General features: G+C 75.7%; 12 protein-coding genes. 9 read left to right on the top strand and 3 right to left on the bottom strand.

The window, feature by feature from the left end:
- Window positions 1-6 precede the first annotated feature (6 nt).
- Window positions 7-756 carry a hypothetical protein gene (locus SJY06_RS14840; RefSeq protein WP_380168313.1) on the bottom strand — a complete coding sequence of 250 codons (750 nt, stop codon included), beginning with the start codon at window positions 754-756 and terminating at the stop codon, window positions 7-9.
- A 99-nt stretch (window positions 757-855) separates the two neighbouring features.
- Between SJY06_RS14840 and recQ the strand changes: the two genes are divergently transcribed.
- A complete protein-coding gene (gene recQ / locus SJY06_RS14835) occupies window positions 856-2,709 on the top strand; it encodes a DNA helicase RecQ (RefSeq protein ID WP_380168312.1) in 1,854 nt (617 codons plus the stop codon).
- A gap of 82 nt (window positions 2,710-2,791) precedes the next feature.
- On the opposite strand, the gene SJY06_RS14830 is transcribed toward recQ, so the two are convergent.
- Window positions 2,792-4,396: an amidase family protein gene (locus SJY06_RS14830; protein ID WP_380168311.1), complete on the bottom strand. Its 1,605-nt coding sequence runs from the start codon at window positions 4,394-4,396 to the stop codon at window positions 2,792-2,794.
- 203 nt (window positions 4,397-4,599) lie between these two features.
- On the opposite strand from SJY06_RS14830, the gene thrS reads away from it, so the two are divergent.
- The 7 genes from thrS (at window position 4,600) to pdxS (ending at window position 12,558) form a co-directional block, all read left to right on the top strand.
- Window positions 4,600-6,675, top strand: a complete 2,076-nt coding sequence (gene thrS, locus SJY06_RS14825) for a threonine--tRNA ligase (protein WP_380168310.1) — start codon at window positions 4,600-4,602, stop codon at window positions 6,673-6,675.
- Window positions 6,672-7,244, top strand: a complete 573-nt coding sequence (locus SJY06_RS14820) for an HIT family protein (protein WP_380168309.1) — start codon at window positions 6,672-6,674, stop codon at window positions 7,242-7,244. Before thrS ends, SJY06_RS14820 begins: the two co-directional genes overlap by 4 nt.
- 48 nt (window positions 7,245-7,292) lie before the next feature.
- Window positions 7,293-7,889 (top strand): CDP-alcohol phosphatidyltransferase family protein, encoded by a 597-nt coding sequence (locus tag SJY06_RS14815; protein ID WP_380168308.1) that lies wholly within the window; start codon window positions 7,293-7,295, stop codon window positions 7,887-7,889.
- Entirely contained in the window at window positions 7,886-8,845 is a 960-nt protein-coding gene (locus SJY06_RS14810) for a phosphatidylinositol mannoside acyltransferase (RefSeq protein WP_380168307.1), read from the top strand. Before SJY06_RS14815 ends, SJY06_RS14810 begins: the two co-directional genes overlap by 4 nt.
- A gap of 48 nt (window positions 8,846-8,893) precedes the next feature.
- Complete coding sequence (locus SJY06_RS14805) at window positions 8,894-10,471, top strand: glycosyltransferase family 4 protein (RefSeq protein ID WP_380168306.1); 1,578 nt, start codon at window positions 8,894-8,896, stop codon at window positions 10,469-10,471.
- Window positions 10,429-11,568: a DUF3048 domain-containing protein gene (locus tag SJY06_RS14800; protein ID WP_380168305.1), complete on the top strand. Its 1,140-nt coding sequence runs from the start codon at window positions 10,429-10,431 to the stop codon at window positions 11,566-11,568. The genes SJY06_RS14805 and SJY06_RS14800 overlap by 43 nt, the downstream gene beginning before the upstream one ends.
- A gap of 72 nt (window positions 11,569-11,640) precedes the next feature.
- Entirely contained in the window at window positions 11,641-12,558 is a 918-nt protein-coding gene (gene pdxS / locus SJY06_RS14795; RefSeq protein ID WP_380168304.1) for a pyridoxal 5'-phosphate synthase lyase subunit PdxS, read from the top strand.
- Here the strand turns inward: pdxS and SJY06_RS14790 are convergent.
- Window positions 12,506-12,940: a hypothetical protein gene (locus SJY06_RS14790; RefSeq protein ID WP_380168303.1), complete on the bottom strand. Its 435-nt coding sequence runs from the start codon at window positions 12,938-12,940 to the stop codon at window positions 12,506-12,508. The genes pdxS and SJY06_RS14790 overlap by 53 nt on opposite strands.
- Between SJY06_RS14790 and pdxT the strand changes: the two genes are divergently transcribed.
- Entirely contained in the window at window positions 12,930-13,616 is a 687-nt protein-coding gene (gene pdxT / locus SJY06_RS14785; protein WP_380168302.1) for a pyridoxal 5'-phosphate synthase glutaminase subunit PdxT, read from the top strand. The two genes, SJY06_RS14790 and pdxT, sit on opposite strands and share 11 nt — an antisense overlap.
- Window positions 13,617-13,638: the final 22 nt, after the last annotated feature.

The following is a 13,638-nucleotide window of genomic DNA, read 5'->3' as shown; positions in this document are numbered from 1 at the left end:
CCCGGCTCACCACAGCCCGGTCCCGTCCACGTCCGTCACGGCCAGGCCGTCCGGACGGGGGCCGTCCGGGCGGCGCGACAGCAGCTGGCGCACCCGGCGGACCGGCTGGCTGGCCCACCGCAGCGGCCAGCCGGCCGGACCGGGCGTCCCGGCCCCGAGCCGCACCACCGTGCGCGGCTCGGGGCCGTAGGACACCCGCCGGGGCAGCGTCCACGACGACACGAGCCAGGTGGGCAGGTCGAGCAGGCCCAGCACCCGGGCCACCCGCTCGGACTCGATGTAGTGCTCGGGGTCCAGCGACTCCGACAGCACGTCGCGCAGCGTCGGGGCCACCCCCGGCACTCCGTAGGCCCGGGCCAGGGCCGGCGCGTGGTGGGCCCCGCGCGGTTCGTCGAGGTCCTCGGGGTCCAGCACCGACGGGTCGGACAGGTACCGCAGCGGCTCCTGCCCGCCCCCGGCCAGCAGCACCAGCGACAGCAGCCGGTCCCGGACCACCTCGACCACCAGCACCGGGCCGAACGCCTGGGCCAGGTCGACGCCCAGCGCCTCCAGGTCGCGCCCGCCCGAGGCCACCAGCAGGTGCGGCGACGACGGCACCAGCACGACGTGGTCGTGCTCCTGCGGGCCCACCCAGCCGCTGAACCGGGCCCGGGCCAGGTGGGCCAGGACGGCGTCGCGGTCGCCGACCAGGACCGCCCCGCGGTAGCTGTGCCCGGCGGGACCGCCGGCGCCGACCTCGACCCGACCGACCACCACGCCGACCACCTCCGGGGCGCCGTCCCCCGGACGGGGGCGTGCGTGCACAGATCACAGCACCGATCCCCGCCCGGCGGAACCGTCCATAGACTCGACCCCGTGACGACCCCCACCCCGACCCGAGAGCACGAGACGGCGACGGGGGTCCTGCAGCGGGTCTTCGGCTACGACTCGTTCCGGCCCGGCCAGCAGGAGGTCGTCGACCACGTGGTCGCCGGTGGCGACGCCCTGGTGCTGATGCCCACCGGGGGCGGCAAGTCGCTGTGCTACCAGGTGCCCGCCCTGGTCCGGCCCGGCACGGCCGTCGTGATCTCGCCCTTGATCGCGCTCATGCAGGACCAGGTGGACGCGCTCACCACGCTCGGCGTGCGGGCCGGGTTCCTCAACTCCACCCAGGACCCGGCCACCCGGCGTGAGATGGAGCGCCGCTACGTCGACGGCGAGCTGGACCTGGTGTACCTGGCGCCCGAGGCGCTGCGCTCGCCGGCCACCCAGGCCCTGCTGGACCGGGGGCGGATCTCGCTGTTCGCCATCGACGAGGCGCACTGCGTGGCCCAGTGGGGCCACGACTTCCGGCCCGACTACCTGGGCCTGTCGATGCTGCACCAGCGCTGGCCCGACGTGCCCCGGATCGCGCTGACCGCGACGGCCACCACGCAGACCCGGGCCGAGATCGCCACCCGGCTGGAGCTCGACGACGCCCGCCACTTCGTGGCCAGCTTCGACCGGCCCAACATCCAGTACCGGATCGTGCCCAAGGCCGAGCCGCGCCGGCAGCTGCTCGACCTGCTGCGCACCGAGCACCCCGGCGACGCCGGCATCGTCTACTGCCTGTCGCGGGCCTCGGTCGAGAAGGTCGCGGCGTTCCTGGTCGACAACGGCATCGAGGCCCTGCCGTACCACGCGGGCCTGGACGCCGGCACGCGGCTGGCGCACCAGCAGCGGTTCCTGCGCGAGGACGGCCTGGTGATGGTGGCGACCATCGCTTTCGGCATGGGCATCGACAAGCCCGACGTGCGCTTCGTCGCCCACCTCGACCTGCCCAAGTCCGTCGAGGGCTACTACCAGGAGACGGGCCGCGCCGGCCGCGACGGGCTGCCGTCGACGGCCTGGCTGGCCTACGGCCTGGCCGACGTCGTGCAGCAGCGCCGCATGATCGACACCTCCGACGCCGACCTGGCCCGCCGCCGGGTCCTGTCGGCCCACCTGGACGCCATGCTCGCGCTGTGCGAGACCGCGTCCTGCCGGCGGGTGCGGCTGCTGGCCTACTTCGACCAGGCCAGCGAGCCGTGCGGCAACTGCGACACCTGCCTGGTCCCGCCGGAGACCTGGGACGGCACCGTGCCGGCGCAGAAGCTGCTGTCCACGGTGCTGCGGCTGCAGCGCGAGCGCGGCCAGGCGTTCGGGGCGGGGCAGTCGGTGGACATCCTGCTGGGGCGGACCACGCCCAAGGTGACCCAGCACCGCCACGACGAGCTGAGCGTCTTCGGCGTCGGCACCGACCTGGACGAGGGGGAGTGGCGCGGCGTGGTCCGGCAGCTGCTCGCGCAGGGGCTGCTGGACGTGCAGGGGGAGTACGGCGTGCTGGCGGTCACCGCCGCGGCGGAGGACGTGCTGCGCGGGAGGGCCGAGGTGCGGCTGCGCAAGGAGGCGCCGCGGCGGCCGGGCGCGGGTCGCGGCGGACGCAGGGCGCGGGCGGCGGTCGAGGACCTGCCGGCCGACGTGGCCCCGGTGTTCGAGCGGCTGCGCGCCTGGCGGGCGGCGGCCGCCAAGGAGCGAGGCGTGCCCGCGTACGTGATCTTCCACGACGCCACGCTGCGGCAGGTCGCCCTCGAGCGGCCCACGACGCTGGACGAGCTGGGCGGCGTCAGCGGGGTCGGCCAGGCCAAGCTCGCCACCTACGGCGAGCAGCTGCTCGAGGCCCTGCGCGACGAGTCGGCGGAAGGGCCCTGACGGACGGACGCCCCCGCCGAGATGCGACGGGGGCGTCCGGGGTCAGGCCATGTGGTGCGTGGTCAGGCCTGGTGGTGAGGGGTCACGGCGCGCAGCTGGCCGCCCGCTCGCGGACCGGCTCCAGGCAGCGGAACAGCGTCGGGTTGATGACCGACGGCGGCTCGCGCAGCAGGCTGGCCTGCTCGTAGTCGTAGGCCAGCCTCAGCAGCGTGGCCTCGGTGAACGCCGTGCTCATGAACGTGACGTTGCTCGGGCGGCCGTTGGTGGCCGTGTAGCCCGCCGGCACCGACACGCTCGGGTAGCCCGCCCTGGCCGCGACACCGGTCGTCCCCGACAGCGACACGATGGCGTCCAGGTCGTTGCTGGTGAGGACCGCGTCGATGTTGCCGCGGCTCTCGGCCAGACCGCGGTCGCGGTTGGCCTCGTAGGTGGCCAGCGTGGCCGGGTCGGTCAGGTCGACCGCCTCGGACTGCTGGAGGATGGTCTGGCCGAACTTGATCTCCGGCCGGCCCTCGTTGAACGCGATGACGTCGCTGAGGGTGTCCATCGGGGCCGAGGCCGGCAGCCGCGAGAAGTACGCGTTGAGGTCCCGCTCGAACTCGTCGAACAGGATGCCCGGGGCCGACGTGTTGGGCACCGTGACCGGCACCAGGATCGCGCCCTCGGCCGCCAGCGTCTCCAGCGCGGCAGCGAACAGCGGGTTGTTGCTGTTGACGTAGCCCAGCCGAGCACCCTCCAGCGACGTCTCCGACAGCGCGTCGGCGTAGGAGAAGCCGACGAACGGCTCGGCGCCGGCGGTCACCGGGTCCTCGGGGTCGACGGAGACGAGCCCCTCCAGCAGCAGGGCGGAGTCCAGCACCGTCTTGGTCATCGGGCCGGCGGTGTCCTGCGTGGCCGAGATCGGGATGACGCCGGTGCGGCTGATGAGGCCGACGGTCGGCTTGACCGCGGCCAGCGAGTTGGCCTGCGCGGGGCTCAGGATCGAGCCCGACGTCTCGGTGCCGACGCCGATCGGGGACATCCCCGCCGCGATGCCGGCGCCGGTGCCGGAGCTCGACCCGCTGGGGGTGACGCTGGCGTCGTAGGGGTTGAGCACCTGACCGCCGAGCGAGCTGTAGCCGCTGGGCATGCCGCTGGTCATGAAGTTGGCGAACTCGCTCAGGTTGGTCTTGCCGACGATGACGGCGCCGGCCGCCTCGAGCGCGGTCACCAGCGGGGCGTCGGTGGCCGGGTAGCTGTTCTCCAGGGCGATGGAGCCGGCCGTGGTGGGCATGCCCTTGACGTCGATGTTGTCCTTGATCAGGACGGGCACCCCGTGCAGCGGGCCGGGCTCGCGGCCGATGCGCAGGTCGCGGTCACGCAGCCGGGCGTCGGCCGCCGCGCTCGGGTTCAGGGACCGGACGGCGTTGAGGCCCGGCCCGTCGGTGTTGAGCAGGGCGATCCGGTCCAGGTAGGCCCGGGTCAGGTCGAGGCTGGACACCTCGCCGGAGACGACCATGTCGCGCAGGTCGGCCGCGGTGGCGGTCTCGAGGTCGAGCTCGGCGACCGGGCCGCGGACGGCGGCCGGGGTGGTCAGCGACGGCAGGGCGGCGCCCGGCACGGCGACGACCGCCCCGGTCGACACCGCGACCGTCGCGACGAACGCTCCGGCCGCGGCTGCGGCTCGGGTGGACAGGGAACGCCTCATCGGTGGCTCCTGGGGCACGGGGGTGGGGGGACGCGGTGACGGTATGGACGTCGTGCGTCAGGTGGATGTCGCCCAGGTCACGAACACCGCCGGTTGGGTGGCGGGCGGTTACGACCGTGTCACGGCGTGGTGACACGGCGCGTCGCGGCCGCGGACGGCGGGGGCGGGGCGGCCGGCCTCGCCGAACCTCTACCGTTGCGGCCATGACCCAGACCGTGCCGGTTCCGCCCGACCCCGCCGCCCCGACCCCGTCCCTCGACGGCACGGACGGCGTCACGGTGACGGTCGGCGGCGCGGACGTCGCCGTGACCGCCGGGGGCAGCGCGGCCGACGCGCTGGAGGCCGCCGGCGTGCTGGGCCGCGACGTCGTGGTGGCCCGGGTCGACGGCACGCTGCGCGACCTGGACCACGTGCTGGCCGGTGGCGAGGTCGTCGAGCCCGTCACCACCGCCGACCCCGAGGGCCTGGTCGTGCTGCGCCACTCCGCGGCCCACGTGCTGGCCCAGGCCGTGCAGCAGGTGCGCCCCGACGCCCGGCTCGGCATCGGCCCGCCCGTGACCGACGGCTTCTACTACGACTTCGACGTCGCCGAGCCGTTCACGCCCGAGGACGTCAAGGCGCTCGAGAAGCAGATGCAGCGCATCGTGAAGGAGGGCCAGACCTTCCGGCGCCGCGTCGTCACCGAGGACGAGGCCCGGGCCGAGCTGGCGGCCGAGCCCTACAAGCTCGAGCTGATCGGGCTCAAGGGCCCGGACGCGGCCGCCGCGGCCGAGGGCGCCGACGCCGAGGTCGGCGCGGGCGAGCTGACCATCTACGACAACGTCCGCCGCGGCGGCGAGGTGGCGTGGAAGGACCTGTGCCGCGGCCCGCACGTGCCCAGCACCCGGCTGCTGGCCAACGGCTGGAAGCTGATGCGCACCGCGGCCGCCTACTGGCGCGGCGACTCCGCCAACCCCCAGCTGCAGCGGGTGTACGGCACGGCCTGGCCGACCAAGGACGAGCTCACCGCCTACACCGAGCGCCTGGCCGAGGCCGAGAAGCGCGACCACCGGCGCCTGGGCAGCGAGCTGGACCTGTTCAGCTTCCCGGAGGAGATCGGGTCCGGCCTGGCGGTGTTCCACCCCAAGGGCGGCATCATCCGGCGCGAGATGGAGGACTACTCCCGGCGCCGGCACGAGGAGGCGGGCTACGACTTCGTCAACTCACCCCACATCACCAAGGCCGCGCTGTTCGAGACCTCCGGGCACCTGGACTGGTACGCGGACGGCATGTACCCGCCCATGCACCTGGACGAGGAGCGCGGCGCCGACGGGCAGGTGCGCCGGCAGGGCCAGGACTACTACCTCAAGCCCATGAACTGCCCGATGCACAACCTGATCTACCGCAGCCGAGGCCGGTCCTACCGCGAGCTGCCGCTGCGGATGTTCGAGTTCGGCACCGTCTACCGCTACGAGAAGTCCGGTGTCGTGCACGGCATGACGCGCGCCCGCGGCTTCACCCAGGACGACGCCCACATCTTCTGCACCCGCGAGCAGATGAAGGACGAGCTGACCAGCCTGCTCACCTTCGTGCTGCAGCTGCTCAAGGACTACGGCCTGGACGACTTCTACCTCGAGCTGTCGACCCGCAACCCCGACAAGTCCGTCGGCGACGACGACACCTGGGAGGAGGCGACCCGCACCCTGGCCGAGGTCGCCGAGGCCTCGGGGCTGCACCTGGAGCCGGACCCGGGCGGGGCGGCGTTCTACGGGCCCAAGATCAGCGTGCAGGCGCGTGACGCCATCGGGCGCACCTGGCAGATGTCGACGATCCAGCTGGACTTCAACCTGCCGGAGCGCTTCGAGCTGGAGTACCAGGCCGCCGACGGCACCCGGCAGCGGCCGGTCATGATCCACCGCGCCCTGTTCGGGTCGATCGAGCGGTTCTTCGCGGTGCTGACCGAGCACTACGCCGGGGCGTTCCCCCCGTGGCTGGCGCCCGTGCAGGTGGTCGGCATCCCGGTGGCCGAGGAGTTCGTGCCGCACCTTCAGCACGTGGCCGGGCTGCTGCGCGAGCAGGGGGTCCGGGTCCAGGTCGACACCTCCGACGACCGGATGCCCAAGAAGATCCGCACCCACACCAAGCAGAAGGTGCCGTTCCAGCTGATCGCCGGGGCCGACGACGTCGCCGCCGGGGCGGTGTCGTTCCGCTACCGCGACGGCCGGCAGGACAACACGGTGCCGGTGGCCGACGCCGTGTCCCGCATCGTCGAGGCCGTGCGCACGCGCGTGCAGGTGTGAGCGGCGAGCAGACCCCGGGCCCGGCCGGGCCGGAGGACCCGGCGCGGCTGGCCGGGGCCCCGGACGTGTTCGAGCGGCTGTGGACCCCGCACCGCTGGGCCTACCTGTCGGGGCAGGACAAGCCCGCCGACGACAGCGAGGGCGAGTGCCCGTTCTGCCGCGCGCAGACCGTCCCGGACGCCGACGGCCTGGTCGTGCACCGGGGCGAGCGGGCGTTCGTCGTGCTCAACCTGTACCCCTACAACCCGGGCCACCTGATGGTCTGCCCCCACCGGCACGTGGCCGACTACACCGACCTCGACGAGACCGAGGTGGCCGAGGTCGCCTCGCTCACCCGCTCGGCCATGCGGGTGCTGCGCGCCGTGTCGCACCCGCACGGGTTCAACCTGGGCATGAACCAGGGCCCTGTCGCGGGGGCGGGCGTCGCGGCGCACCTGCACCAGCACGTGGTGCCGCGCTGGGGCGGCGACGCGAACTTCCTGCCCATCGTGGCCCGCACCAAGGCCGTGCCGGTGCTGCTGGGCGAGACCCGCCGGCTGCTGGCCGACGCCTGGCAGGCCTCGTGCTAGCCCGCCGGCTGCGCGGCACGATCCGGCTGCTGCTGCAGGCCCCGGCCCGTGGCCTTGTGGCGCTGGGCATCGGTCCCAACGCCGTCACGGTGGTCGGCACCCTCGGCGTGGTCATCAGCGCGTTCTCGGTTCTGGCCCGCGGGCCGGCTCGAGGTCGGGGCGTGGCTGATCTTCCTGTTCGCGATGTTCGACTCCCTCGACGGCACCGTGGCCCGGCTGTCGGGCAAGTCCACGCAGTGGGGCTCGTTCCTGGACTCGACGCTGGACCGGGTGGCGGACGCCAGCATCTTCGGCGCGCTGGCCATCTGGTTCCACCTGCAGGGCGACACCCTCGGCCTGGTGCTGTCGGTGCTGGTCGTGGGCGCCGGTGCGCTCGTGCCCTACGCCCGGGCCAAGGCCGAGTCCTTCGGCGTCGTGGCCGACAACGGCATCGCCGAGCGCGGCGACCGGCTGGCGGTCGGCATCTGCGCCACCTGGTCGACGCAGGCGCTGGGAGCGCCCGTGGTGGTGCTGCACGTGGTGCTGGCCCTGCTGCTGGCCGCCAGCGTGATCACGACGGTCCAGCGGGGGGCGCGGGTGCACCGCGCCGTGGGCCGGACCCCCGTGGCGGCCCCCGCGGACGTGCCGGCGACCGACCCGCGGTGAGCCGGCTGCTGGACCGGGTGCGCGACCGGGTCGTGGTCGTCGGCTACCTGGCCGGCTGGCGTCTCGTGCGGCTGCTGCCGGAGCGCACCGCCTACGCCCTGGGCGACCTCGTCGCCCGGGTGCTGGTGCGCCGGGGCGGGCGGGGCGTGCGACGGCTGCGCGACAACCTGGCCCGGGCCCTGCCGCAGGCCGACGCGCAGGAGCTGCGGCGCTGGACGGCCCGGGGCGTCGAGTCCTACCTGCGCTACTGGGTCGACGCGTTCAGGCTGCCGGACTGGGACGAGCAGCGGGTGGTCGGCACGATCCGGACCGAGGGCGACGCCGCGGTCCGCGAGGCCCTCGCGCAGGGCCGCGGGGTGGTCGGCGCGCTGGCGCACCTGGGCAACTGGGACCACGCCGGCGCGTGGTCCCACCACCGCCTGGCCACCGTCACGACCGTGGCCGAGCGGCTGCGACCGGAGGCGGTGCTGCGGCGGTTCCTGCGCTTCCGCACCGAGATCGGCATCGAGATCCTCGTCCACCCCCACCGCGACGAGCCCGGGCCCGGCGGCGGCCCGGGCGTCACCGAGGTGCTGCAGGAGCGGCTGCGGGCGGGCGGCTTCGTGCCGCTGCTGGCCGACCGGGACCTGTCCGGCCGCGGCGTCACCGTCGACCTGCTGGGGGAGCCCGCCCGGGTCGCCTCCGGCCCCGCCGTGCTGGCCGGGCGGACCGGGTCGCTGCTGCTGGCCATCGGCATCGTCTACGAGCGGGCGGCCGACTCGCCGTCGGGCTGGCGGACCGTGGTGCGCTTCGGCGAGCCGTTCGAGGTGCCCGACGACTCGCCCGAGCAGGTCGCCGCCGCGACGCAGCGGCTCGCCGACGGCCTGGGCGAGCAGATCCGCCGCGACCCGGCCGACTGGCACATGCTGCAGGCCGTGTTCGTGGCCGACGTCGGTCGCGAGCCCCGGCCGTGGTGAGCGGGCCGTGGTGAGCGGCCGTGGCGGGCGGGCCGTGGTGAGCGGGCCGTGGCGCTGACCCGGCCGCTCCGGCTCGGGCTGGTCTGCCCGTACGACCTCGACGTGCCCGGCGGTGTCCGCGAGCAGGTGCTGGGCCTGGCCCGCACCATGCTGCGCGCCGGGCACGAGGCGAGCGTGCTCGCGCCGCGGGCCCGCGGCACCGCGCCCCGGGCCACGGTCGACGGCGTCCTGGTCCACAGCGCGGGCCCGGCGGTCCCGCTGCCCACCAACGGGTCCACCGCCCGGCTGGGGCTGGGGCCGCGGGCCCGGCACCGGGCCGCCAACTGGGCCCTGGACGGGGACTTCGACGTCGTCCACGTCCACGAGCCGATCCCGCCGGGGGTCGGCCACACCGTGCTCCGGCGGCTGGCGGCCGCCCGACGGGGCTCCTCCCGGCCGGCCGGCGGTCGCGGCCCCGCGGTGGTCGCCACGGTCCACGTGGCCATGTCGCCGTGGCCGGCGGGCCGCTCGCGCAGCCTGCGCACGGCGTCCCGGCACGTCGGCGGTCTGCTCGACGAGGTCGACGTGCTGAGCGCGGTCAGCGAGCACGCCCGGCGCACCCTGGTGGACCACCTGGGCCGGGTGCCGCTGGTGGTGCCCAACGGGGTGGACGTCACCGGCTGGGCCGCGGCGGCGCCGCGCCGCGACCACGACGGCCCCGTGGTGGTCGTGCTCGGCCGGGCGGACGAGCCCCGCAAGGGCGTGGACGTGCTGCTGCGGGCCTGGCCCCGGGTCCGGCAGGCGGTGCCGGGGGCCCGGCTGGTCGTGGTGGGCCCCGCGCGGGGGGACCTCGGCGCGGGCGGCGGGGCCGGGGTGCAGCTGGTCGGCCGGGTGACGGAGGACGCCAAGCGCGCCCTGGTGTCCGGCGCCGACGTCCTGGTCGCCCCCCACCGCGGGGGCGAGAGCTTCGGCATAGTGCTGGTCGAGGCCATGGCGACCGGCACCCCCGTGGTGGCCTCGGACCTGCCCGCCTTCCGCGACGTCCTGGGGGGCACCGGTGCGCTGGTGCCGGCCGGCGACCCCGCGGCCCTGGCCGCCGCCGTGCTCGACGTGCTGCAGGGCCGCCGGGCGCCGGCGCTGACGGCCGCCGCCCGCCGCCGGGCCGACGGCTACGGCTGGGACGCCGTGGGGCAGGCCTGGCTGCTCACGTACGAGCTGGCGCTGGAGGTCGCCGCCGGACCCGACGCCGCCCTGGCCCGGCTGCACCGTGACCTGGCGGCCCGGGCCGCGACGGCCACGTCGCTGGCCGCCGCGGCCGGGGCGCGGCCGTGGTGGGTGGCGGCCCTGGCCGAGGCCGCCCGGGCGGCGTCCGACGTGCACGACCTGCCGGCGCAGAGCCGGCTGACGGCGCTGGTGCGCTCCGGCGCCCTGCCCGGGCCGGTCGCGCAGCAGCTGGCGCAGGCCACGGCCCAGGTGGCGGCGGTCCGGGCGCTGGCCAACGACGCGGCCCGCCGCCGGGGGCTCGGCACGACCGAGCTCGACGACGACGCAGGCGGCGCGGGGACGTCCCGGGTGACGTGGCCCTGGTGCCCTAGCCTGCCCGGGTGGGACGCCTCGACCGCGCCGCCGGTCGGCGGGCACAGCTGACGGCGACCCCGCCGCGCCGCACCCTCGTCGCGCTGCTCGTGCCGGCCGTGCTGCTGCTGCCGGCCTGCAGCGGCGTGCTGGGTGAGCCCGACGCCCCCGTCGACCAGACGGCCGTGCAGGCGCCGTCGGAGCTGCCGGTGCCGGTGGCCAGCGGCGCGCGCGTCGGGGCGAGCGGGACCCGCAACGTGCTGACGGGGGAGCCGCTGCCGGACGGCCGGGTGCTGGCCGTCACCGTCGACAACACGGCCGCCGCGCTGCCCCAGGCCGGGCTCAACCAGGCCGACCTGGTGTACGTGGCCGAGGTGGAGGAGGGCGCCACCCGGCTGCTGGCCCTGTTCCAGACCGAGCTGCCGGACCGGGTGGGCCCGATCGGCCCGGCCCGTCCCGGGGACGCCGCGGTCCTGGCCAGCCACGGCGACGTCGCCCTGGCCGTCGCGGCCGGCGGCGGGTCGGACCCGGCCGCCGAGCCGACCGCCGAGGCGACCACCGAGCCGACCAGCGAGCCCTCGGGGTCGGCCGCCGCCGGGCCGACTCTCGTGTCGCCGACCGGCGGGCCCGAGGGGTTCCTGCGCGACCCGGACCGCGACGCGCCCCACGACCTCGTCGGCGACGCGGCCGCCCTGCTGGCCCGCGTGCCGGGCTCCGGGCAGGCCCGCGACGTGGGGCTGCGCTTCGGCCCGGTCGACGGGGGGAGCCCGACCCGGGCCGGGGAGTACCGGTGGCCGGCCTCGGCGGTGGAGTTCGCGTGGTCCGGCGACGAGGACGCCTGGGTGCAGCAGCGGGGCGGCGAGGCGGCCCGGGACGAGGCCGGCGAGCCGGTGCTGGCCGACAACGTGCTGTTCATGGCCGTGCCGGTCGAGCCGGACGCGTACGTCGACACCGACGGGGCGCGCAGCCCGGAGGTGCTCCCGGTCGGCGAGGGGGACGTCACCCTGCTGCGCGACGGCGTGGCCGTGCCGGGCACCTGGTCCCGGGGCGCGGCGGCCGAGCCCACCCGGTTCGAGGCCGCCGACGGCGAGGACCTGCTGCTCGACGTGGGCACCACCTGGGTCGTGCTCATGACCGCCGGGCAGGCCCCCACCCTCACGACCGGCTGACGCCCCGGACCCCGCCCGACCCCGGCGCCTACCGGGTACGGGCCCGGCCGGCGGCGAACCTACGATGGCCCCATGAGCGACCCCAGCACCTCCGGCCCCGTCGCGGGCCCCGTCACCGGCACCGACCTGGTCAAGCGCGGCATGGCCGACATGCTCAAGGGCGGCGTCATCATGGACGTCGTCGACGTCCAGCAGGCCAAGATCGCCGAGGACGCCGGCGCCGTGGCCGTCATGGCCCTCGAGCGCGTCCCGGCCGACATCCGTGCCGAGGGCGGCATCTCGCGGATGAGCGACCCGGACATGATCGAGGCCATCATCGGCGCGGTCTCCATCCCCGTCATGGCCAAGGCCCGGATCGGGCACTTCGTCGAGGCGCGCGTCCTGCAGAGCCTGGGCGTGGACTACGTCGACGAGTCCGAGGTGCTGAGCCCGGCCGACTACTCCCACCACATCGACAAGTGGCCCTTCACGGTGCCGTTCGTGTGCGGGGCGACCAACCTGGGCGAGGCGTTGCGCCGGCTCAGCGAGGGCGCGGCCATGATCCGCTCCAAGGGCGAGGCCGGGACCGGTGACGTCAGCCAGGCCACGACCCACATGCGGACCATCGGCGGCGAGATCCGCCGGCTGTCCTCGCTCAGCGAGGACGAGCTCTACGTGGCCGCCAAGGACCTGCAGGCCCCGCTGCCGCTGGTCCGCGAGGTCGCCCGCGAGGGCCGGCTGCCCGTCGTGCTGTTCACCGCCGGCGGCATCGCCACCCCGGCCGACGCCGCGATGATGATGCAGCTGGGCGCCGACGGCGTGTTCGTCGGCTCGGGCATCTTCAAGTCCGGTGACCCCGCTGCGCGGGCCGAGGCCATCGTCAAGGCCACCACGTTCCACGACGACCCCGACGTCATCGCCAAGGTCTCCCGCGGCCTCGGCGAGGCCATGGTCGGGATCAACGTCGACGAGCTGCCAGCTCCGCACCGGCTCGCCGAGCGCGGCTGGTGACGTCGCGGCCGAGGCGGGTGGCCCTCGCGCCACCCGCCCGGCCCAGGTCCTGCGTGCGCAGCAGCGTCCGCTCCAGCCACCGCATCAGGCGGGCCTGGACGTCGGGACGGTGCAGCCGGCGGGCCAGCAGCTCCGCGCCGACCCCCGCCGCGGCGGACACCAGCAGCAGCGGCAGCGCGGCCAGCAGCCCGTTGAGCAGCAGCGCGCCCAGCACCAGCAGCACCGCGGCGGTCACCACGATGCCGCCGACGAGCCTCAGGTCACCGCGGCGGACCTCGCCGCCCAGCACCCGCGCCGCCAGCACGTCGGTACCGGGGCGGAGCAGCACGACCGAGACCCCGACGAGCAGAGCCTGGATGAGGAGGAAGGTCGTGAACGCCACCCCCCGAGGGTCCCACGTCCCGGTGGTCGCCGACGCCCGCCCCGAGGCCGTGTCCGGCCCCGTCGTCGGGGTGCTCGCCGTGCAGGGCGACGTCCGCGAGCACGTCGCCGTGCTGCACCGGCTGGGGGCCCGCGTGGTCCTGGTGCGCCGGCCGGCCGAGCTCGACCAGGTCGAGGCGCTGGTGCTGCCGGGCGGCGAGTCGACCGCCATCGACCGCCTGGTGCGGGCCTTCGACCTGCAGGCCCCGCTGCGGCGTCGCATCGCCGCCGGGCTGCCGGTGCTCGGCTCGTGCGCGGGGATGATCCTGCTCGCCGACCGGCTCGTCGAGCCCGCCGCGGGCCAGCAGACCCTGGGCGGCATCGACATGACGGTGCGGCGCAACGGCTTCGGCCGGCAGGTCGACAGCTTCGAGACCGACCTGGAGCCCGTGGGCTTGCCCGGCCCGCCCGTGCACGCGGTGTTCATCCGGGCGCCGGTGGCCGTCGAGGTCGGCCCCGAGGTCGACGTGCTCGCGACCGTTCCCGACCCGGTGGGCGGCGGCGATACCATCGTCGCCGTGCGGCAGGGGGTCCTGCTGGCCACCGCGTTCCACCCCGAGGTGTCGGGCGACGACCGGTTCCACCGGCTCCTCCTGGAGCTGGTCGAGCAGGCGGGCGGGCGGTCCGGACCGTCCTGACGCCCCGGACGACGAAGGAGAC

Origin of the sequence: Jannaschia sp. R86511 (assembly GCF_042466345.1) — a bacterium.
GTDB lineage: Bacteria > Actinomycetota > Actinomycetes > Actinomycetales > JBBAYJ01 > Aquipuribacter.
Note: the sequence above shows the minus strand (reverse complement) of the source record. Positions and strands in the feature narration are given on the sequence as shown.

Excerpts from the sequence above, each read along its gene's own strand:
- thrS (WP_380168310.1), top strand. The coding sequence starts at position 4,600 with ATGACCCAGACCGTGCCGGTTCCGCCCGACCCCGCCGCCCCGACCCCG.
- pdxS (WP_380168304.1), top strand. The coding sequence starts at position 11,641 with ATGAGCGACCCCAGCACCTCCGGCCCCGTCGCGGGCCCCGTCACCGGC.
- SJY06_RS14830 (WP_380168311.1), bottom strand. The coding sequence starts at position 4,396 with ATGAGGCGTTCCCTGTCCACCCGAGCCGCAGCCGCGGCCGGAGCGTTC.